21 protein-coding genes, 2 tRNA genes and 1 pseudogene are annotated in these 21,839 nt (G+C 33.9%); 15 read left to right on the top strand and 9 right to left on the bottom strand.

Translation table 11 applies throughout. The annotated features are described in order from the left end of the window. Positions 1 to 177: 177 nt before the first annotated feature. Positions 178 to 417: a hypothetical protein gene (locus tag ACQY44_RS15710; RefSeq protein WP_056255101.1), complete on the bottom strand. Its 240-nt coding sequence runs from the start codon at positions 415 to 417 to the stop codon at positions 178 to 180. 71 nt (positions 418 to 488) lie between these two features. Beyond that, positions 489 to 1,625: pseudogene (locus ACQY44_RS15705) on the bottom strand (PD-(D/E)XK nuclease family protein); the annotation flags it as partial. Positions 1,626 to 1,947: 322 nt separating this feature from the next. Between ACQY44_RS15705 and ACQY44_RS15700 the strand changes: the two are divergent. Continuing rightward, positions 1,948 to 3,507: an NAD(P)/FAD-dependent oxidoreductase gene (locus ACQY44_RS15700; RefSeq protein WP_428231277.1), complete on the top strand. Its 1,560-nt coding sequence runs from the start codon at positions 1,948 to 1,950 to the stop codon at positions 3,505 to 3,507. A 6-nt stretch (positions 3,508 to 3,513) separates the two neighbouring features. After that, positions 3,514 to 4,608 carry a DUF6630 family protein gene (locus ACQY44_RS15695; protein ID WP_428231276.1) on the top strand — a complete coding sequence of 365 codons (1,095 nt, stop codon included), beginning with the start codon at positions 3,514 to 3,516 and terminating at the stop codon, positions 4,606 to 4,608. 76 nt (positions 4,609 to 4,684) lie between these two features. Here ACQY44_RS15695 and ACQY44_RS15690 read toward each other — a convergent pair whose 3' ends face one another. From ACQY44_RS15690 to msrB, 3 genes are all read right to left on the bottom strand, one after another. Further along, positions 4,685 to 5,644: a quinone oxidoreductase family protein gene (locus tag ACQY44_RS15690; protein ID WP_428231275.1), complete on the bottom strand. Its 960-nt coding sequence runs from the start codon at positions 5,642 to 5,644 to the stop codon at positions 4,685 to 4,687. Positions 5,645 to 5,851: 207 nt separating this feature from the next. Then, a complete protein-coding gene (gene msrA, locus ACQY44_RS15685; RefSeq protein WP_428231274.1) occupies positions 5,852 to 6,469 on the bottom strand; it encodes a peptide-methionine (S)-S-oxide reductase MsrA in 618 nt (205 codons plus the stop codon). 5 nt (positions 6,470 to 6,474) lie between these two features. Beyond that, positions 6,475 to 7,029, bottom strand: a complete 555-nt coding sequence (gene msrB, locus ACQY44_RS15680; protein WP_428231273.1) for a peptide-methionine (R)-S-oxide reductase MsrB — start codon at positions 7,027 to 7,029, stop codon at positions 6,475 to 6,477. A 296-nt stretch (positions 7,030 to 7,325) separates the two neighbouring features. Here msrB and idi point away from each other — a divergent pair, with 296 nt between their 5' ends. From idi to ACQY44_RS15635, 9 genes are all read left to right on the top strand, one after another. Beyond that, complete coding sequence (gene idi / locus ACQY44_RS15675; protein ID WP_428231272.1) at positions 7,326 to 7,853, top strand: isopentenyl-diphosphate Delta-isomerase; 528 nt, start codon at positions 7,326 to 7,328, stop codon at positions 7,851 to 7,853. A gap of 22 nt (positions 7,854 to 7,875) precedes the next feature. Then, positions 7,876 to 8,286 (top strand): 6-carboxytetrahydropterin synthase, encoded by a 411-nt coding sequence (locus tag ACQY44_RS15670; protein WP_428231271.1) that lies wholly within the window; start codon positions 7,876 to 7,878, stop codon positions 8,284 to 8,286. A 3-nt stretch (positions 8,287 to 8,289) separates the two neighbouring features. Beyond that, entirely contained in the window at positions 8,290 to 8,748 is a 459-nt protein-coding gene (locus ACQY44_RS15665) for a peroxiredoxin (protein WP_428231270.1), read from the top strand. A gap of 62 nt (positions 8,749 to 8,810) precedes the next feature. Next, entirely contained in the window at positions 8,811 to 9,779 is a 969-nt protein-coding gene (locus tag ACQY44_RS15660) for a type I phosphomannose isomerase catalytic subunit (protein WP_428231269.1), read from the top strand. Between the two features lie 57 nt (positions 9,780 to 9,836). Continuing rightward, positions 9,837 to 10,103: a hypothetical protein gene (locus ACQY44_RS15655; RefSeq protein ID WP_428231268.1), complete on the top strand. Its 267-nt coding sequence runs from the start codon at positions 9,837 to 9,839 to the stop codon at positions 10,101 to 10,103. Between the two features lie 78 nt (positions 10,104 to 10,181). Then, positions 10,182 to 10,255, top strand: a tRNA-Thr gene (locus ACQY44_RS15650). Between the two features lie 105 nt (positions 10,256 to 10,360). Next, positions 10,361 to 10,434 (top strand) — tRNA-Thr (locus tag ACQY44_RS15645). A gap of 354 nt (positions 10,435 to 10,788) precedes the next feature. Then, complete coding sequence (locus ACQY44_RS15640) at positions 10,789 to 11,178, top strand: helix-turn-helix domain-containing protein (protein ID WP_428231267.1); 390 nt, start codon at positions 10,789 to 10,791, stop codon at positions 11,176 to 11,178. 46 nt (positions 11,179 to 11,224) lie between these two features. Next, positions 11,225 to 11,623 (top strand): helix-turn-helix domain-containing protein, encoded by a 399-nt coding sequence (locus tag ACQY44_RS15635; protein WP_428231266.1) that lies wholly within the window; start codon positions 11,225 to 11,227, stop codon positions 11,621 to 11,623. 102 nt (positions 11,624 to 11,725) lie between these two features. On the opposite strand, the gene ACQY44_RS15630 is transcribed toward ACQY44_RS15635, so the two are convergent. The 3 genes from ACQY44_RS15630 to htpG all read right to left on the bottom strand — a co-directional run bounded on the left by ACQY44_RS15630 (position 11,726) and on the right by htpG (position 15,411). Beyond that, complete coding sequence (locus tag ACQY44_RS15630; protein WP_428231265.1) at positions 11,726 to 12,442, bottom strand: DUF4369 domain-containing protein; 717 nt, start codon at positions 12,440 to 12,442, stop codon at positions 11,726 to 11,728. Between the two features lie 132 nt (positions 12,443 to 12,574). Continuing rightward, on the bottom strand, positions 12,575 to 13,405 hold the full coding sequence (locus ACQY44_RS15625; protein ID WP_428231264.1) for a hypothetical protein: 831 nt from the start codon (positions 13,403 to 13,405) through the stop codon (positions 12,575 to 12,577). 122 nt (positions 13,406 to 13,527) lie between these two features. After that, on the bottom strand, positions 13,528 to 15,411 hold the full coding sequence (htpG, locus tag ACQY44_RS15620; RefSeq protein WP_428231263.1) for a molecular chaperone HtpG: 1,884 nt from the start codon (positions 15,409 to 15,411) through the stop codon (positions 13,528 to 13,530). Between the two features lie 203 nt (positions 15,412 to 15,614). Between htpG and ACQY44_RS15615 the strand changes: the two genes are divergently transcribed. From ACQY44_RS15615 to ACQY44_RS15605, 3 genes are all read left to right on the top strand, one after another. After that, a complete protein-coding gene (locus tag ACQY44_RS15615; protein ID WP_428231262.1) occupies positions 15,615 to 16,118 on the top strand; it encodes a hypothetical protein in 504 nt (167 codons plus the stop codon). Between the two features lie 17 nt (positions 16,119 to 16,135). Continuing rightward, the gene (locus ACQY44_RS15610; RefSeq protein WP_428231261.1) at positions 16,136 to 16,831 is read left to right on the top strand and encodes an OmpA family protein; all 696 of its coding nucleotides are present in this window, start codon (positions 16,136 to 16,138) and stop codon (positions 16,829 to 16,831) included. Between the two features lie 105 nt (positions 16,832 to 16,936). Further along, positions 16,937 to 17,887, top strand: a complete 951-nt coding sequence (locus ACQY44_RS15605; protein ID WP_428231260.1) for an ABC transporter ATP-binding protein — start codon at positions 16,937 to 16,939, stop codon at positions 17,885 to 17,887. Positions 17,888 to 17,995: 108 nt separating this feature from the next. On the opposite strand, the gene ACQY44_RS15600 is transcribed toward ACQY44_RS15605, so the two are convergent. Beyond that, entirely contained in the window at positions 17,996 to 20,407 is a 2,412-nt protein-coding gene (locus ACQY44_RS15600) for a prolyl oligopeptidase family serine peptidase (protein ID WP_428231259.1), read from the bottom strand. A gap of 264 nt (positions 20,408 to 20,671) precedes the next feature. On the opposite strand from ACQY44_RS15600, the gene ACQY44_RS15595 reads away from it, so the two are divergent. Beyond that, a complete protein-coding gene (locus ACQY44_RS15595; RefSeq protein WP_131427020.1) occupies positions 20,672 to 21,679 on the top strand; it encodes a 3-oxoacyl-ACP synthase III family protein in 1,008 nt (335 codons plus the stop codon). Positions 21,680 to 21,839: the final 160 nt, after the last annotated feature.

The following is a 21,839-nucleotide window of genomic DNA, read 5'->3' as shown; positions in this document are numbered from 1 at the left end:
TTTTAAATTCCAAATTCCAAAACAAAACAAAAAACAAAACGGTAAAATATAAAATCCAAATTCTAAGCTATTCATAGCAATTGGAATTTGGTTTTTTTTTTATTTAATATTTTTTAAGCAATTGGAGTTTGTAATTTCCTCCATCCATTGGAATTTGGAATTTAAAAAATTTGGAATTTATTCCTCGTATACTTCTCCACGATGCGGTTTCAAAGCGTCTCTTACCTGAATCATATTTTCATCAGTTACTACCATAAAAGCGGTAGCGTGCATATCGTTTATGATTTTAAATCCTGTAATATTCAAAGGCAATTTTTCTATTGCGATATATTCTTTTAAATGAATTTCATGATGTTCTGCTGTTTTTGCAGAAGCCGGACCACGAAAATCCCAAATTAGTTTTATTTTTCTAGACATTTTTTTTAAGGTGCAAAGGTTCAGGGAGGCGAAGGTACAAAGTCTAATTTGAAAATGGATTTTAAATATAATCAGACTTTTTGTGTAATTTCTTTACAAGTTTTATAGAGATCAGCTTCTCTTGAAATGATATAAGTGATAATTTGAGTTGCTAGATTTTCTGATAATTCTATTTGCTTCTTTTCGTTGTTTGCAAGTAAGCTTAAAAAATCAATGTCACTAAAATCAATTTTACAATCGTCAAAAGGTGTAAAGGTGATTTTTTCAAACCACCAACTGCCTTTTGAACTGTATTCTTGAAAAAAATGTTTATTATTTTGGTTGATGTCAAGAATTCCTGTAAATAATTCACTTCCTTTATTGCCATTTCCGCTAAAAGGTTCAATTCCAAAAAAGACACCTAGTTTAGGAAACTCTTTCAATTCTAGGAAAATTTTTGAGTTTTTATCTGAGACTTGACTGTTTGCATAGGTGATGAAATATTTAGAACCAATTTCTGACTCGAGTATTGATTTAACTGTGTTTCTTACATTGTTGCAAATGTCATTTTTAGCTATTTCGTAGTTTTTTGCGATTTCACTTGCAGATTTAAAGTCTCTTTTGATTAAATCTTTTATTTCCTCACTCATATTGTTGTTTGTTGATTGATTTGTAATAGTTTTTACAAGATTAAGATATTGATTTAAAGTTTCTCGAATAATTGGTTTGTTTGCAGTTTTTTCTATGCACTGTTCGATCCAATTAATTATTTCCACACGGTAAGATACGCAACAATAATCTATCCCTTTTTTTAGACTACCTTTAGAAATATCTGTTGGATCTTTACCATCTAATGTTAAATATAGAATTGGAGCATTTTTGTCAAATTCATTATAGCGTACTAGTTGTAAAGGTTGATCGCCTGCATAGATTTTATTTTCTATTATTAAGTTGTAATTTCCATTATTTACTATAATATCAATTCTTCCCCCTTCTTCGGCAATGTAGTTGACTTTTCCTGTGAATTTTTCTGTTTCAGCTTTGGAGATTTCTGTTTTAAAATCTGTAAAGAATTTTATTTTATTTTCATCATTAATAAAACTATTTTTAATAATTTCGATAAAAAGCTTAAGAAATAAATCTTTCTGTCCATGCTTACCTTTTGCATTCAGTAAATTAGCAATAATTGATGAATGGGTTAATTCATCGCTTCGCTTTCCTAAAATGTCAAATACATTATAATTCTCTCCAGTTAATTCTGCTAAATCGTTATATTTTTTTGAATAATTGCTGTGTTAACCAAGAGGTGTTCTATGTTTTTTTCTTGCATAAATTATTATTTTTTTTTCAAACGTACAATTAAGACTTTACTTAGCGAAATTTGAATTTGATAATTTTTGAATTTTATCGTTTTAAATATTTAAAATTTGATAATTATACTGAAGTAAATGCAAAATGGATTTCATATTAAAACAACTAATTTCATTTCAAAATAGTATTTTTGCATGTTCTTTTCATAAATAGAAAAGCTAATTGAATAAATAAAACAAAATGCCAAGAGAACTTTTACTTCAGGTAACTCCGGAAATAGCTGCAAACGAATTGTTGCTAAAAGACTATTTGTCTAAACAAATAAAGGTTTCTCCTAAGGAAATTCAACATGTTTCTATTTTAAAACGATCTATTGATGCGCGCCAAAAAGCGATAAAAATCAACCTGAAAGTGATCATCTATTTACAAGGTGAACCCTTTCAGGAAACCAAAATCGAGCTACCTATATATAAGGACGTTTCTTCTGCGCAGGAAGTGATTGTGGTTGGAGCTGGTCCAGCCGGGCTTTTTGCTGCTTTACAATTAATAGAATTAGGCTTAAAGCCAATTGTAATCGAACGCGGAAAAGATGTTCGAGGACGCCGACGTGACTTAAAAGCAATCAATGTAGATCATTTGGTCAACGAAGATTCTAATTATTGTTTTGGAGAAGGCGGAGCAGGAACGTATTCTGACGGAAAATTATATACCCGTTCTAAAAAGCGTGGCGATGTAACCAGAATCTTAGAACTTTTGGTGGCTTTTGGTGCTTCAGAAGATATTTTGGTTGAAGCACATCCGCATATCGGAACTAATAAATTGCCCAAAATCATAGAAGACATTCGAAACAAAATCATCGAGTTTGGCGGTCAGGTTTTGTTTGATACACGAGTAACCGATATTCTCGTAAAGAATAATGAAGTCGAAGGAATTGTAACGCAAAACGGTGACAAGATTCTGGCGAATAAATTGATATTAGCAACAGGACATTCGGCGCGTGATATTTTTGAATTATTAGATAAAAAGAAAATATTTATCGAGGCAAAACCTTTTGCTTTGGGAGTTCGTGCAGAACATTCGCAAGAATTGATTGATAGTATTCAGTACAGTTGTGATTATCGTGGCGAACATTTGCCACCGGCACCGTATTCTATTGTAAAACAAGTAAACGGCCGCGGAATGTATTCATTCTGTATGTGTCCGGGTGGTGTGATTGCGCCTTGTGCTACAAGTCCGGGCGAAGTGGTTACCAATGGTTGGTCACCATCTAAAAGAGATCAGGTTACGGCAAATTCCGGAATTGTGATCGAATTAAAATTAGAAGATTTTAAACCTTTTGAAAAATATGGTGCTTTGGCCGGAATGGAATTTCAAAAAAGTATCGAACAAAAAGCGTGGCATTTAGCAGGAGAAACTCAAAAAGTTCCTGCACAGCGAATGGTAGATTTTACCCAAAATAAAGTTTCTGCTGATATTCCGAAAACGTCTTATGTTCCGGGAACAACTTCGGTAGAAATGGGGCAGGTTTTTCCGGGATTTTTATCACAAATTTTACGTGAAGGATTTAAGGAATTCGGAAAATCTATGCGTGGTTATCTTACTAATGAAGCTATTTTACACGCACCGGAAAGCAGAACGTCGTCTCCGGTTCGTATTCCAAGAGATCCAATAACGTATGAACATTTACAAATAAAAGGTTTGTATCCGTGTGGGGAAGGAGCCGGATATGCAGGTGGAATTATATCAGCTGCAATTGATGGCGAAAAATGTGCTTTGATGATTGCAGAAACTTTAAAATAATATATTTTGATAAAAGACTTCTTTTCTAATTTCTTTGGTAGAAACAACGATCCAAAATCAATTGTTTCTTTTGATGTTATGAATACTATTTATTCAGAATTGTATAATGGGAATAATAGTTTTGAATTTAAAGTCAAAGGAATTCATGATACGGTTTCTGTAAGTTTGTATTCATTTCCAAGTTCTTTTGATCATGAGGAAGGGAGAGAGGAGATTAAGAAAAATGGTTTTAAAAACGCCTACGAAGTTTTAAACGAAATATATAAAAAGATTAACATAGGACCTGTTTCTGAAGAACAAATACTTCAGGAATTAGAATACGATTATATCCATATTCAGTTTTATACAGAGCCAACTCCGGAAGCGAAAAAGTATTTGAAGCATGTTTTGCATAATTTCGTCATCTTCTTTTGTTGTACGAATAGTTTAGAAACAAACGATTTTAGAATGCTTTATAACAATAGTTATTTCCTTGATTACACAAGAGGAATATTAGATACGGAATCTGTCGATGTAAAGGATCCAAAAAATGATACTCAGAAAATTGGGTTCAAAGAATTTGAAAAGGTTTTACAGGGAATTTGCCAGTATTTAGAAGTCGAATTACCGGAAAGTATTGAGCTCCCTTCGCAGGAAAATTTACTGCCGGAAGAGGTTGAAGTTAGGCAGGAAACCTTCGAAGAGTTTATAAAATTGGTTTCCAGAGGAGATGTTGAAGAAAAACTGCTTCAAAAACAATCTAAAAAGCTTTACAAGGATTTTAAAAAAGAAATAAAAGAATATCATGCAAAAGTTGAAGGTCACTGGAACTTTTTTGAAGCTATAAATTGCTGGAACAGCGATTGGAAATTTGACCCTGAAGATGCTGAATATTTCATTTCTGAAATGATTGGCGAAGATTTAAATTTTGAATATCCGGAAGAAACTTATAGCCATGATTTGTTTCCTTACATTCAATCAGCATTAGAAAAGCATGATCTTGAACTAATGACTTATGATACTCATGGCGATAATTATTTGTTTTTTGTGGCGAATAAAAATGATGTTGCCAGAATCTTGGAATTATCTGAATTAACGAAAATTGAAGTTGAGAGTTTGTGATTAAGCGCCACGAATTCACGAATTTTAGTTTTATAATAATTCGGGAATTCGTGGTGAAAAAATTTATGCTGGCTTTTTACGGAATCAAAATTATTTTTCCTGTACTCTTCCGGCTTTCGAGATAATCATGCGCTAATTTACCTTCGGATAATTTAAATGAAGTTGGTTCTGAAAGTTTGATTTTTCCTTCGATAATCCAGGTAAATAATTGATTGGCTCTTTTGATTCGTTCTTCTTTAGAGTTTAAATAACTCCATAAATCGCCGCCTGTCAAGGTTTTTGAAGTGTCCATTAGCATTCTCGGATTTATGGGTTCAGGATCACCGCCTGCCATTCCGAAGAAAACGACTTGTCCGCATTCTTTGGTAACTTCAAAACTATCCGTCAAAGTACTTCCGATGCTATCATAAACGACATCAACACCCTTTGGAATCACTTTGAAAATAGCTGATTTCCAATCTTCATTATATAGAAAAACATGATCAGCACCTTGTTCGACGGCAACTTTTGCTTTGTCAGGAGATGAGGTTAAACCGATGACATTTGCACCTAATGATTTACTGATCTGAGTCAGAAATTGTCCAACTCCACCGGCAACAGCATGAATTAATACGGTCTCACCTTTTGCAGTTTTATGACTGTCAGTTGCCAGATAATGTGCTGTTAAACCCTGTAGTAAAATAGAAGCAGCGGTTTCAAAAGAAATAGCTTCGGGCAGCGGTAAAACATGGTTTATGTTTACGGCAACTAGTTCTGCGTTTGCAAAAGGAACATCGGCAAAAGCCACGCGATCTCCAATTTTATATTCGGGATGATTGTTTGCGTTAACGACAATTCCTGCGCCTTCATAACCTGCTATAAAAGGTGGGTTTCCTTTTAAGTGGTAATTTCCTTTTCGTCTGTAAACATCGGCAAAGTTTAATCCGATGGCTTTCATCTCGACTAAAATCTCATCGGTTTTTAATTCAGGGTTCGGAATTTCGATATAGTCCAGAACATCAGAATTCCCGAAAGAGGAGAAGGTAAGTGCTTTCATTGTGAATTATTTTTAGAATACAAAGTAAAGTAAAATTCGTTTGCAGTTTTAAAAAGGTGTTCTTAAAAAAAGTAGAAAAGGATTTTGCCGCGAATTATACTTTTTACATTTCGAATATAAAAATTAGTGTAATTAGGGACGAAAAACACACAAAAAAACCGTTCATTTTCATGAACGGCAACTATTATTAACCAATATAAAAGTCTGTTATTTCTTTTTTAGTTTGTCTTTGAAGACTTTTTCGAATTTCTCGATTTTCGGCTGGATGACCATTTTGCAATACGGTTGGTTCTTATTGTTTGCATAATAATTCTGATGATAATCTTCGGCTTTATAAAACGCTTTAAAAGGTTCTACTTTCGTCACAATAGGGCTGCTGTATACTTTTGCTTTGTTTAGTTCTGCAATAATACTTTCGGCGGCATTTTTTTGTTCTGCATTTTTATAAAAAATAACAGAACGATATTGGGTTCCAACATCTGCGCCTTGTCGGTTTAGCGTTGTAGGATCGTGTACGGTAAAGAAAACCTTGAAAATTTCATTAATATCAGTGATATTCTTATCAAAAGTAATCTGAACTACTTCGGCATGACCGGTTGTTCCGGTACAAACTTCTTCGTAAGTGGGGTTGGCAACTTTTCCTCCGGAAAAACCGGACACTACTGATTTTACCCCGTTTAAATCTTCGTAAACTGCTTCAACGCACCAGTAACAACCTCCGCCAAGCGTGATGGTTTCTAAATTTGAGGTGGTTTTTGTTTTGTTGCTTTGTGCAAATCCGTTTAAGGAAACGACTAAAATGCAAATTAGGACTATATTTTTCATGTGTGTTATTTTTTATCAGGAACAAAGTCAAGAGCAATCGAATTCATGCAATAGCGTTTTCCGGTTGGTGCAGGTCCGTCATCAAATAAATGGCCTAAATGGCCGCCGCAACGTCCACATAATGCTTCTAGTCTTTCCATTCCCAGAGAGTTGTCTTTTTTGTATACTACACTATTTTTGTTTTCCTGTTCAAAAAAGCTTGGCCATCCGCAGCTGCTGGAAAATTTAGCACCGGAGCGAAAAAGCAGGTTTCCGCAGGAAGCGCAATAGTAGGTTCCTTTTTCATCTGTATTCCAGTATTTTCCTGTAAAAGGTCTTTCGGTATCTGCATTTCGCATTACGTCATAAACATCTGCAGGCAGGACTTTTTTCCATTCGGCATTACTCACATTGAGTTTGGTTGTATCTGTGTTGGAGTAATAGGGATTTCCGGGTTTTGTGATTTTATTTTCCATGACTACTGTTTGGGTATTTTGTTTTTTTGCGTTTTGCCCGCATGCCTGTAAGATAAAAAGCGGAATTAAAAAGCAAAGGCTGAGAATTTGGGTTTTTGTTTTCATTATTTCTATATGCTTTAATTCTGTCTTTCAAAGATACGACTAGATTTCGCCTTGAAATGTCGTATGCTTTACAATTCAGATATTTTTAAGTATGTTTTAACTTTTTATTATTTACGTAAAACAAATGGTTTTAGTTTTTAAGGGTTTGTTTTAAAAGGTTTTTTAGCTTTAATTTAACTCTATTTAATTGTGAATCAATTTTTTGCAGGTCAAGTTGCTCGTTAAACTTTTCACAATGTCTGCTGAGATTTTCAAGCCATTTCTTTTTTCGTATTTTTGTTTCATCAATAAGCCCTATGATAGAAGAAAACGTAATATTAGTAAACCAAAACGATGAGCAAATTGGCTTAATGCCAAAATTAGAAGCACATGAAAAAGCTGTTTTGCATCGCGCTTTTTCAGTTTTTATTTTAAATGATAAAAACGAAATTATGCTGCAGCAACGCGCTCATCAAAAATACCACTCGCCTTTACTCTGGACCAATACATGTTGTAGCCATCAGCGTGAAGGAGAAACGAATGTTGAAGCCGGAACCAGAAGATTGTTTGAAGAAATGGGGATTAAAGCTGAATTGAAAGAGCTTTTTCATTTTATCTATAAAGCACCTTTTGATAATGGTTTGACAGAGCATGAACTCGACCATGTTATGATTGGATATTATAACGATAATCCTGTTATAAATCGTGAAGAAGTCGAAGACTGGAAATGGATGAAGATTGAAGATGTAAAACAAGATATTGAGAAACAGCCCGAAATTTATACCGTTTGGTTTAAAATAATATTTGACGAATTTGATCATTATTTAGAAGATCACAAACTTTAACCCAGACTAACCAACCACCAAAATGAAAGTAACCATATCAAGAAAAGCGCATTTTAATGCTGCACATCGATTGCACAGAAAAGATTGGACATTTGAAAAAAACGATGCTGTTTTTGGAAAATGCAATAATCCCAATTTTCATGGTCATAATTATGGTTTAACAGTAAGTGTTACAGGAAAAATTGACCCGGAAACTGGTTTTGTTTTAGATGTGAAAGTATTAGCGGATATTATACACGAAGAAGTGGAAATTCCGTTTGATCACAAAAACCTGAATCTGGATGTTCCGGAATTTCAGGATTTGAATCCAACAGCTGAAAATATTGCCGTTGTGATATGGAATAAAATTAGAAAAAAAATTCAACCTGATTTTGACTTAGAAATCGTTTTGAACGAAACGGACCGCAATTTTGTAACTTATAAAGGAGAATAATAAATGTCACTAAAAATAGGAGATATAGTTCCGAATTTTACTGCAAAAGATAGTCATGGAGAAGTTTTTGAAAGCCAAAGTGTTTTGGGGCGAAAACCTCTAGTGATTTATTTTTACCCAAAAGATAATACGCCCGGATGTACTACTGAAGCTTGTAGTTTTAGAGATCAATACGAAGATTTTAAGGATCTTGGTGCTGAAGTCATCGGTATAAGCAGCGATAGTGTAAAATCGCATCATAAATTTGCGAACAAACACCAGTTGCCTTTTATTCTCTTGTCTGATGAAGATAAGAAATTACGACACCTTTTTGGAGTTCGCGATACTTTATTTGGCCTTTTGCCAGGAAGAGTAACGTATGTTATTGACAGAAATGGTGTTGTTATTTTGATTTTTGATAGTATGAATGCAGGAAAACATATTCCGAAAGCACTTGAAACAGTCAAAGAATTAGTACTATAGAAATACAAAATACTAGTAGAGAACTATTAAATTAATAAAGATATTAGCCAAAAAATATATTTATGACGCCAAAATTATACCCGTTACAATTTGATCCCATTTTGAAAGACCGAATCTGGGGTGGAGAAAAACTAAAAACAATTCTCAATAAACCAATCACTTCAAACATAACCGGTGAAAGCTGGGAGTTATCTACAGTAGAAGGGGATGTAAGTGTTGTTGCTAACGGAGTCCTGAAAGGGAAATCTTTGATGGAACTTATTGATGAAACGCCAAACGAAATTCTGGGAACAAAAGTTCACAGTCGTTTTGGAAAACAATTTCCGTTGCTTTTTAAATATTTAGATGCCCGTGAGGATCTTTCGATACAAGTACACCCAAATGATGCGTTAGCAAAAGAACGTCATAACTCTTTTGGTAAAACCGAAATGTGGTACGTGACACAAGCGGATGCTGATGCAAGAATCATTGTTGGTTTTAAGGAAGATTCCAGTAAAGAAGAATACCTAAAGCATTTACATGATAAGACCCTTGTTTCTATTTTAGATGATGTAAAAGCAAAAGCGGGAGATGTTTTCTTTTTAGAAACCGGAACCGTTCATGCCATTGGTGCAGGTTTGGTTGTGGCTGAGATTCAGCAAACATCTGATATCACGTATCGTTTGTATGATTTTGACAGAAAAGATGCTCAGGGAAATACGAGAGAACTTCATGTAGACCTGGCACTAGATGCTATTAATTATAACAAAGTAAATACGCAAAAGAAGTATGAGACAAAAACAAATACATCAAATGTAGTAGTTGATTGTCCTTATTTTACGACTAATTTTATTCCCTTAGAAAATCAGCTTGAAGTTTCTAAGTCAGGAGAAACTTTTACGGTTTATATGTGTATTGAAGGAAGTTTTGAAATTGAATATAACGGATTTAAGCAATCCTATATAAAAGGAGATACGGTTTTAGTTCCGGCTGAGATAAATGTATTTATTCTGAACGGAAAAGCTTCTATTTTAGAAATTTACATTTCATAGCGCTTAATAGAAAGATTATATGTACTTTTGCAGTCGCAAATTAAAATAAAAATAAAAATGGCAAACGTTAAAAATTTAAAGAAAGATATCAACTTCGTATTAGGAGATATTATTGAGGCAATTTACTTATTCGAAATGTCTACAACAGGAAATCCTACTCCGGAAACGAATGCTTTGATCGATCAGGCTATTGCTGCATTTGATAATTTGATCACTAAAGTGAATGCTAAAAATGTTGAAAACAAAAAAGCACACTTTAAACAAATCAATGTTGAATTGGAAGAAACTGCTAATCAATTGATTGCTAAAATCAACGAATTGTAAGCAAAAAAAAGTATAAAAAAGTGCAAATTTATTTTGGTAAAACGAAAAACCGCTTTATATTTGCACCCGTAATGAGTCGCCAGCGTAGCTCAGTTGGCTAGAGCAGCTGATTTGTAATCAGCAGGTCGTGGGTTCGAGTCCCTCCGCCGGCTCAACATAAAACCATCACTTTTTGTGGTGGTTTTTTAATAAAATAAGCAGTGAATTTATTTTGGAAAATACAAAAATCCACTTTATATTTGCATCCGTAATGAGTCGCCAGCGTAGCTCAGTTGGCTAGAGCAGCTGATTTGTAATCAGCAGGTCGTGGGTTCGAGTCCCTCCGCCGGCTCAACGTAAAACCATCACTTTTTAGTGGTGGTTTTTTTTTGGAATAAACTGAATGCTGAAATTTTAACCGCTAGTTTGTCATTTCGACGAAGGAAAAATCACACTCGTAGCTCGGCAAAGATTGGCGGCATTCATTGCGGAATTTCTAATGTGATTTCTCCTTCGTCAGAAATGATAAGATTATGAAATTCTGGAGGAGTGGTTTATTTTGCATCCTGTCCGAAAAATTGTATTTTTGTTTCTGTCAGCATTTAAGCAATACTAAATGTTACATCAAATTGTTTGAACTGTATTATACATATTCATGATGTTTTTTACATATTGTTGCGTTACACTTAATTATTATCTTTGAATTATGAGCACATTAGCAAGACCAAATCATATAGGGCGAAAAATTAGCCGTATTCGTGAACTTAGAGACATGAAGCAAGAAGCGTTGGCTCAGGCTTTAGGAACAAATCAACAAGCTGTTTCGATTATTGAAAATAGTGAGACTATAGATGAAGACAAATTAATTGAAGTAGCAAAAGCGCTTGGTGTAACTGCGGAAGCAATTAAGAATTTTTCGGAAGAAAATATGATTAATTATTTCAATACATTTCATGATACTGATTTTAGCAATAGCCAAGGAGCATTTAGTCAAAATCAGCAATTCTCATTCAATCCTCTTGACAAAGTGGTAGAACTTTACGAACGTTTAGTTCAGTCTGAAAAAGAAAAAATAGAAATATTAAAAGGGAAATAAGCCTTTCTAATTTTATGGATTATTATACTTAAATATTATCTTAATTATGAGCACATTAGCAAGACCAAATCATATAGGGCGAAAAAATAGCCGTATTCGTGAACTTAGAGACATGAAGCAAGAAGCATTGGCACAAGCTTTAGGAACAAATCAACAGGCTATATCTAATATGGAAAATAGTGAAACAATTGATGAGGAAAAACTTGCAGAAGTTGCAAAAGCATTAGGTGTAACTGTTGAGGCAATTAAAAACTTCTCAGAAGAAGCAATTTTTAATATTATTGGTAATACAATTAATAATAATGATAATGCTTCGATGAATTCAAATATTCAATATCAGCCTACTTTTAATCCTCTTGACAAAGTAATAGAACTTTATGAGCGTTTGGTTCAGGTTGAAAAAGATAAAATCGAATATTTAGAAAAAATATTAAAAGGAAAATAATATTTTATAAACGGTATTTAAAAGAATTTGAATTTATTCAAACAAAAAACGTCCTGAATATTTCAGGACGTTTTTGTGTGTAAGGATAAGGATTTCTTAAGACTATTTTTGTTGCTCTTTTTTAATATCAGCAACATATTTGGTTAGTTTCTTTCCGTAAAAGGATTGTGCTACTTTCGGGGTCATCGATTTTTGTATCGTATCAAGGAACTTAACATTGATGTCATAAATCTCAGATAAAGCAATATAAGGAGCTATTTCATGATCTTTGTTGTTGAGTGCAAAGTTTGTCGCATACAAGTATTTTCTTTTGATATTAGACTCTTGTTTTACGTTTATGCTATCAATAGCTTTTTGATCTTGTCTTTTTATGGCTTTAAATTTTGATTCAACCATAGAAAGGCTTTCGTCATTAAAACGGGAATTTATTTTTTTGTATTCATCGTATAACTCCTGATTTTTAGATCCGGTAATTTTAGCCCCATAAATAAAATTGTCTAAGTTGGTATCGATGTTAAGGTTTCCTGGTTCTGCAAAAAACAAAATATTATTGTCTAATGAATTGGTAACGCCGCGATCCAGATACAAATAAAGTACTTCAGGTGATTCTAATTTTATGTTGGTTTCAAAAGTGGATTGTCCGTCTATTTTAATACTGTCGATAGCAACAAGAGCGGTGTCAACGAATCTTTGTATGTATAAAGTTCCGTTTTTTAGTCCTTTTATATTTCCCGTAAGGTGCAAACTGTCAGTTGATTCTTTTTTGCTACATGATGCTAATAGGGCAATTGTAACAAAGGCAATAATTGATTTTTTCATTGGTTTTTTAGATTTTGCTGCAAAATAAAGAAAATAGTTTGAATGTAATGGAGTGTGGTTTAAATTTTACAAAAAATAAATCCCAATCTATTTTTTTAAATTGGGATTGTTATTTTTTGATTGAATATTTACTTACATCACTAAATTAAATGATGTTCCGTTTTCGTTTGTATAGGTAAACTTACTGTCACAATCATTGTTTCCGTAATCGACAACTCCGTTTAATAAACCTCCCTGAACTTTTAATCGTCCTTTAGAGATGAATTCACAAGAATATTTTTTGATTAAGGTTTCCTGAACTGTTAATGTTAGAACCGCTCCAGTTGATGAAGTTACAGTGTGTGTGCCTTCCGGCATCTCATAAATATTATCATCTAAAACAAACGGAGTTTCAACGCCGGCAGTTTGTTTTATGGTAACTATTCCCGAATTCAGATAAACTCTTCCGGCAAGATCAGTAAATTTTCCGTTAGAAACTTTTCTACTAAATTGAGGTACTGTCGCCACTGTTGTGGTATTGGTGTACTCAATTGTTCCCTCCAGTTTTATTCCGCTAATAGAATAATCGATTCTTTCAATCGTCATTTTGCTTCCTGTTGTTGTGATGGGGCCTGAAAGCGTAATTTTTAGTTTTCCTTTTTTGAAGATTTGATTATCAGTGCAACCAGCTGTTCCGTAATCTACAGTAAATACTTTGGGATACGAGTTGGCATTTTCCTGACTAACAGTAATAGTTGCGCACAGGCTGGGTGCGGTCTCAGCGGGTTTTCCTGTAATAGAAGCTTTTGTTGCGACAAATAGTCCGGTTTTAATGTCCATTTCGTTCGTTGCATCTATTGCAATCGAAGCTCCAATTGATGATACATCAGTCTGGTTGGTTTTTTCGCTGTCACTACTGGAGCAAGAAACATAAAAAAATGTTGTTGCACAAAGGGTTAAGAGTAAAATAGCAGTTTTTTTCATAGTAGTTTTGGTTTTTGATTAGGTTAAAAAGGCCTTCAAATGTAATAAAAAAAATGAATCACAAAAAAAAATCCTGTAAGCTGGGCCTACAGGATTTTCTAAATGATTTTTTATTGAAAAGATTATTTAATCATCTCAAAACTTCTTTTTACAAAAGCAGTTAATGCTTCTCCTTTTAATAGGTTTTGTGATAATTTAGCTAAATCTAAAGCTTGTTTTACCAAATGTTCCTGATGTGTTTTGTCTTCAGTGTTCAAAATGCTGGTAGCAAGATCAGAATTGGTGTTGACTACCAAATTATACATTTCAGGCATATTACCCATTCCAAACATTCCGCCACCACCAGACTGGCTCATTTCTTTCATTCTACGCATAAATTCAGGTTGCGTGATGATAAACGGTGCTGCCTGACTGTCCATAGCTTCCAGTTGTACACTGTATGCTTTAGGAATATAAGCTTCTAATGAAGTTTTTAAAGTTTCTTTTTCTTCATCAGATAATTTAGAAATCGTGTTTTCGTCTTTTTTGATTAAGTTGTCAATATGATCAGAATCGACACGAACAAAAGTTACATCTTTATTATCACCTTCGATTTTTTGAATCAAATGCGAGATAATCGGAGAATCTAAAAGTAATACTTCGTATCCTTTTTCTTTTGCTGTTTGTATGTAAGAGTGTTGTGCATCTTTGTTTCCGGCATAAAGAACTACTAATTTTCCGTCTTTATCTGTTTGGTTTTCTTTTAATTTCTCCTTTAATTCTTCAAGAGTAAAATAAGTGTCGTCAACCGTTGGGTATAAAAAGAAAGCACCTGCTTTTTCGTAGAATTTATCTTCAGAAAGCATTCCGTATTCTAAAACGATTTTGATATCGTTCCACTTTTGCTCAAAATCAGCGCGGTTCTCGTTGAATAAAGCTTTTAGTTTATCTGCTACTTTACGAGTGATGTAGTTAGAAATTTTCTTAACTGCACCATCAGCTTGCAAACCAGAACGAGAAACGTTCAAAGGAATGTCCGGAGAGTCGATAACCCCTTTAAGCATCGTTAAGAATTCAGGTACAATTCCTTCTACGTTATCTGTAACGTAAACCTGGTTTTGGTACAGCTGAATCTTGTCTTTTTGAATTTGCATATCCGAACCTAATTTAGGAAAGTATAAAATTCCGGTCAGGTTGAAAGGATAATCTACATTTAAGTGAATGTTGAATAATGGATCTTCAAATTGCATTGGATACAACTCTCTGTAGAAACTTTTGTAATCTTCATCAGATAATTCAGTTGGTTGTTTTGTCCATGCAGGATTTGGGTTATTGATAATGTTATCAACTTCGATAGTTTCGTTTACGTAATCCTCAGGAGCATCTTCCGGTTTAGGAAGTGTTTCTGTTCTTGTTCCGAATTTAATCGGAATAGGCATAAACTTATTGTATTTGTTTAATAGTCCGCTGATTTTTGAATCTTCTAAAAATTCAAGTGAATCTTCGGCAATATGCAGGATGATTTCTGTACCACGTGAAGTTTTGTCAGCCGGCTCTAAAGTAAATTCAGGGCTTCCGTCACATGTCCAGTGTGCAGCTGGCTCATCTTTGTATGATTTAGTGATGATTTCTACTTTTTCTGCAACCATAAATGCAGAATAAAAACCAAGACCAAAATGACCAATAATTCCGGAGTCTTTAGCAGAATCTTTGTATTTGTCAAGGAACTCTTCGGCTCCTGAAAAAGCAACCTGGTTGATGTACTTTTCAACTTCATCAGCTGTCATACCTAAGCCCTGGTCGATAATGTGAATTTTTTTACCCTCTTTATCAATTTTGATTTCTATAACAGGATTTCCGAATTCTACTTTAGCTTCACCAATGCTGATTAAGTGTTTTAATTTTAAAGTAGCATCAGTTCCGTTAGAAATCAATTCACGTAAGAAAATTTCGTGATCGCTGTATAAGAACTTTTTGATTAAGGGAAAGATGTTTTCTACAGAAACATTAATTTTACCTGTTGTCATATTATTATATTTTTTTAGTTTAATGTGATGATTTTCATTTATTCAAATAGAATACCAATTGTTTTTTGAGTGACAAAATGTCGTAAGTGTTAATTTTGAAAGAAAATAATTAGATTCTAAAACAAAAGATATTCCTATGAATTGTATCTTTGTGCTATAATAATTGTTAAATAAGTAAGTATTAACTTAAATAAAAGTACAAAATGAAGAAAATTATTTTCATTTGCATGATCGCCACGATGTTATTCGCGTGTAAATCAGCTTCGTCTACAACTGCTTCATCAGAAGGCACTACACTATCGACTAAACTTGACAGACCTACTCAAGTAGCTATTAAAGGAAATTGGGTGCTAACCAATGTTTCTTATCCGGGTTCTGAGTATATCAAAGTAAATTCTTTTGATCTTGCAGATTCAAAATGCTTCATTGGTAGTACCTGGAGTTTTATCTCTAATAATAATAAAGGTACAATGGCCCTAACTGCACCAAGTTGTACTGCTTTTAGTTCGCCAATTGTCTGGAGTATTAACAATCAGGGGATGTTTGTACTTAAAATTCTTGATGCTGGTATAAAAGCAAAGAAAGTAAGAGACGGATACTTATTAAAAGTTGCAGGTTTGACTGATAACTCATTTCAGTTAATCGATAATATTAATGTTGGTGGACAAGTAAAGGATGTGGTTTACCAATTTCAAAGAGCTAATTAAAATTAAAAATATATAATATGAAAAAGATAACAGTTTTAGGTTTGAGTAGTTTACTTGTATTAGTAAGTTTCTTTACAAGTTGCGATTCAGTAAAAAACGCTAATAATACACAAAAAGGAGCCGGAATTGGAGTAGTTGCCGGTGGACTAATTGGTGGTATTTTAGGAAATAATTTAGGACATGGAGGAAACGCTGCTTTAGGTGCTGCAATTGGTGCTGCTGTAGGTGGTGGAACCGGAGCTCTTATTGGAAATAAAATGGACAAACAAGCCCGTGAAATCGATCAGGCTTTACCAGGTGCTTCTGTAGAAAGAGTAGGGGAAGGAATTCATTTGACTTTAAATGAAAACTCTGTTCGTTTTGATACTAACAAATCAACTTTGACTACTCAGGCAAAAGCAAACTTAGATAAATTAGTTCCTGTATTTAATGAATACGGAGATACTGATATTCAAATTTTTGGTTATACTGATAATACAGGAAAACCAGAATATAACCTGACACTTTCAGGACAAAGAGCTGCTTCTGTACAAGCGTATTTAGTTTCAAAAGGATTAAAATCAAGCCGTTTCAAAACTTCAGGTTTAGGAATTGCTGATCCTATTGCAACCAATGATACTCCTGAGGGCAGAGCACAAAACCGTCGTGTAGAATTTTCTATTACTGCAAATGACAAAATGGTAAACGATGCTAAAGCGCAAGCTGGAAAATAAGTTTCGAACGCAATAAAATTTCTTAAAAGCTGTTTCATAATTGAAGCAGCTTTTTTTTGACTTTAGAAATTAAACATTGTAAATTTGTGCTTTCAAATAGAACCCATGCTCGACATTCAAAATATCTCTTTTTCGTATACCGAAAACCCTGTTATAAAAAACGTTTCTTTTACCATAAATAAAGGCGAAAATATTGCTATTATTGGTGAAAGCGGCTGCGGAAAAAGTACGCTTCTTAAACTTCTGTATGGTTTGTATAACTTGGATGAAGGCAAGATTTTTTATGACGGAAAGCCAATTTTAGGTCCTAAATACAATTTGATTCCCGGAATGCCTTATATGAAATATCTGGCACAGGATTTTGATCTGTCTCCTTTTGAAACCGTAGCTGAAAATGTTGGAAAGTTTCTTTCAAACGGTTTTGCGAATATGAAAAAACTTCGTGTTCAGGAATTATTAGAGATGGTTGAAATGGAATCTTTCTCTAACGTAAAAGCAAAATTTTTAAGTGGAGGACAACAGCAAAGAGTCGCTTTAGTAAGAGTTTTGGCTTTAGAGCCGGAAGTGATTTTACTGGATGAACCTTTCAGTCAAATTGATGCTTTTCGTAAAAATGCTTTACGCCGAAATCTTTTTCGATATCTAAAACAAAAAGGAATTACCTGTATTATTGCAACACACGATAGTACAGATGCATTATCATTTGCAGATGAGGCAATTGTGATGCGAAACGGAGAAGTGATCATAAAAGGCGATCCTATAAAAATTTACGAAGATCCTGAAACTAAATATGTAGCGTCACTTTTTGGTGAAGTAAATGAGCTGCCAACTCATTTGTTATTGCCGTATGAAGACCAAACACATAAAACATTGGTGTATCCGCATCAGTTTAAAATGGTAGGAGAATCTAATTTGCCGGTAAAAATTCGGAGAACTTACTTTAGAGGAAATCATTATTTAATCGAAACAGTTTATAAAAGACAATTAGTCTTTTTTGAGAGCGAAATAGATTTGCCTCTAGAGCAGGAAATATTCTTAGGTTTAAATTATTTGTAATTAGATAATTTGTCAATTAGAAAATTAGATAATTTTTTATCTGTAAAAATAAAAACCCGACAGCGATTAAGCTGTCGGGTTTCTTTTTTATAGTTAATTCTGGAAAATCTAGTTTTTTAAATACTTTTCTAAAAACTGATCTTGTTCCCAAAGCAAGTGCAAAATGTTTTCTTTGGCAACATAACTATGCGCTTCTTTAGGTAAAATCACCATTCTTGTTGTTGCTCCCAAGCCTTTTAAAGCCTGATAGTAACGTTCTGTCTGCAAAGTAAAAGTTCCCGGATTGTTATCTGCTTCACCGTGAACTAACAAAAGGGGCGTTTTCATTTTGTCTGCATTCATAAAAGGAGACATTGCAGTATAAACTTCCGGAACTTCCCAGTAATTACGTTGTTCGCTCTGAAAACCAAATGGAGTTAAAGTTCTGTTGTAAGCTCCGCTTCGGGCAATTCCGCAGGCAAAAAGATCAGAATGTGTCAGTAAGTTAGCAGTCATAAAAGCTCCGTAAGAATGTCCTCCAACCGCTACTTTTTTACGATTGATATATCCTAAAGCATCAACGGCGTCAATTGCAGCTTCTGCATTCGCTACCAGTTGAGGTATAAAGTTGTCGTTAGGTTCTGTAGTTCCTTCACCAATAATAGGGAAAGCAGCATCATCAAGAACAACATATCCTTTGGTTACCCAATATACAAACGATCCGTAGTAAGGAAACGTAAATTCGTTTGGGTTTTGAGTCGATTGCCCTGCGCTGTTTTTGTCTTTGTATTCAGCCGGGTAAGCCCAGATTAACAAAGGTAATTTCTCTTTCTTTACTTTATCGTATCCGGCAGGCAAATATAAAGTTCCTGAAAGTTCAACACCATCTTTACGTTTGTATTTGATCACTTCCTTACTTACGTTTTTAATGCTTTCAAACGGATTTTTGAAAGAAGTAATTGGTGTCAGGCTATTTTGTTTTTTAATATTTCTGAAATAATAATTCGGATAGTCACTTTTAGACTGAATCTGAACTAAAACTTTACCCGTTTTGAAATCTTCAATTCCTAACAAATCTTCTTTTTTGTCTTTATAAGTTGAAGTGTAAATACGTTTTGATTGTAATGTTTTCAAATTAAATTCAGAAATAAAAGGAAACTGTCCTTCTTTTGTATATCCTTCACCAATAAGATAAGCATTGTCTTTTTCGATTGCTAAAACATATTTATTGTATTGGTTCTTTTTAGTTTCAAAAATGCCAGGGTCAGAGTAAACATCTTGCTGATTTCTGTCTGTAATTACTTTTGGTTGCTGAGCAGGGTTTGACGGATTGATTAAATACGTTTTGGTATTACGGGTATCGTACCATTCGTCAGTAAGAAATGCGGTATTATCATTACCCCAAACAATATCATTGTAACGTTGAGGCACTTTTGCTAATGAAGTGGCATTGTTTGCAAAAGGAGCATCCCAAAGATAAACTTCATCTCTAAAATCAACTTTATTGGCCGGATCTCCTTCGTCAAGCGCTACAACGTAGGATAAGGTCGCTGGCTTGTCATTTCTCCAGGCCATTTCTCTTTTTCCTTTTCGAACTGCCATAAAACCTTTAGGAATTACTTCGTTTAGCGGAACTTCGTTAACAGTTTTAACTTCTTTTCCTTTAGCATCATATACAATTGTCTGAGATGGAAATCTGTTTAAAGGAACAACATACGAAAACGGTTTTTGAATAGTCGTTAACATAATATAATTACCATCCGGAGAAATTCTTTCTCCTGCATACATGGCAGCACCTTTGAATAAAGTAGCAGTCCCGTTAAGGTTGACTTTATACAATTCAGAAGTGATGATATTTTCAAAATTGATTTCATCATTCTGATTTTTCAACATATCGGGATACGTTCTGTTTTGAGATTTTGCTCCCGCAGTACTTGAAATGATTGGGCCGGTTGGTAAATCTTTTTTAGAATCTAATAAAGGCTTTCTGTTTTTTGGAAGCATTTTTACCAAAATCGTTTCATTATCTAAAAACCAGCTAAACGGATTTCCAAGATTTGCATTTACAGTGGCATCGGTAAGTTTTGTAGCTTTTGCGGTTGCGACATCCAAAACCCAAAGCTCCACACCTGTATTGGTAGTATGTGAGAACAAAATTTTCTTGTCATTTGGTGACCATAAAACGTTACTTATTTTAGGGTTCTGAGGTAAACCTGAAACTTGTACTTCTTCCTTTCCACTAATTTTTCTTAATTTAAGATTGATCGTATAAGTTACAGTGCTTGAAATATTCGTTACCGGATTAATTCTCAAACCGCCTAAACGAAGTTCTTCCTGATTAAGATCGTCTAATGTTTTGTAAGTACTTCTGTATAATAGCAACATATTCTCTTTTTTAGTATCCATAGATACTGTTGGAGCTCTTTCGTAGTCTGCTAAATCTAAAATAGATTTTGATGGTTTTTGATAGGTTAAATTTTCTTGAGCAAAGGCAAAAAAGCCAATGTTTAGAAATAAGAGGAGTGTAACCTTTAATTTCATAATTTGAATTTTAGGAGTTTAAAAAAATGGTATTCGTTATGTTTGACTAAAGTAGTTTAATCTTGTTACATTTTAAACGTTATTTTTCATACTTTTCATCATTTTGACACAAATACTGGTTTTTCAAAATGTAAACAAGCTTAATTCGATATATATTTGAAGTATATTAAATTGTCAATTACGAAAAAAACACTAATTTGTACGCTAATGTTTTAAAGTATACTTAGATTTGCAATCCAAATTTTTAACAAATAATAAAAGAATATGTATCATTCAAAAATAACGGGCTTAGGATATTATGTTCCTTCAAATGTTGTGACCAACGACGATTTGTCGAAAATTATTGATACCAATGATGAATGGATTCAGGAGCGTACAGGAATTCAGGAGCGCAGACATATTATTCGTGGAGAAGATACCACAACTACAATGGGTGTAAAAGCAGCTAAAATTGCTATAGAGCGTTCCGGCGTAGCCAAAGAAGATATAGATTTTGTGGTTTTTGCTACATTAAGTCCAGATTATTATTTTCCTGGACCCGGAGTTTTAGTACAACGTGATTTAGGCTTGCGCACTGTAGGAGCATTAGATGTTCGAAATCAATGTTCTGGTTTTGTTTATGCTATTTCTGTTGCAGATCAATACATTAAAACCGGAATGTATAAAAATATTTTGGTCATTGGTTCTGAGGTTCATTCAACGGGATTAGACATGACTACTCGTGGTCGTGGAGTTTCTGTAATTTTTGGAGATGGGGCAGGAGCAGCAGTTTTAAGCCGTGAAGAGGATTTGACAAAAGGAATTTTATCCACTCACTTACATTCAGAAGGGCAACATGCAGAGGAATTAGCTTTACAGGCACCAGGAATGGGAGCGCGTTGGGTAACTGATATTTTAGCCGATAATGACCCGAATGATGAAAGTTATTATCCTTACATGAACGGGCAATTTGTATTTAAAAATGCAGTAGTTCGTTTTGCTGAGGTGATTAATGAGGGTCTGGAAGCAAACGGCCTGCAAGTTTCAGATATTGATATGTTGATTCCGCATCAGGCAAATTTGAGGATTTCACAATTCATTCAGAACAAATTCAAATTGACAGATGATCAGGTTCATAATAATATCCAGAAATACGGAAATACAACCGCAGCCTCTATTCCAATTGCCTTAACAGAAGCTTGGGAACAAGGAAAAATCAAATCAGGAGATACAGTTGTTTTAGCTGCTTTTGGTAGTGGTTTTACCTGGGCAAGTGCAATTATTAAATGGTAAATTAATTCATCTTGCATTATATTTTTAAAACCTGCTCTTTTTTTGAGCAGGTTTTTTTGTATCCGTTTGTCAGGAAAAGTCGAAACCCAAGTCTCGATTGGCAAGTCTTTAATTTTGAGCAAGAGATTTCGATTTTAATTAATATTTTTGTTAAGTCACA

The sequence above is a fragment of the Flavobacterium sp. genome, from assembly GCF_965277525.1.
Classification (GTDB): domain Bacteria; phylum Bacteroidota; class Bacteroidia; order Flavobacteriales; family Flavobacteriaceae; genus Flavobacterium.
Note: the sequence above shows the minus strand (reverse complement) of the source record. Positions and strands in the feature narration are given on the sequence as shown.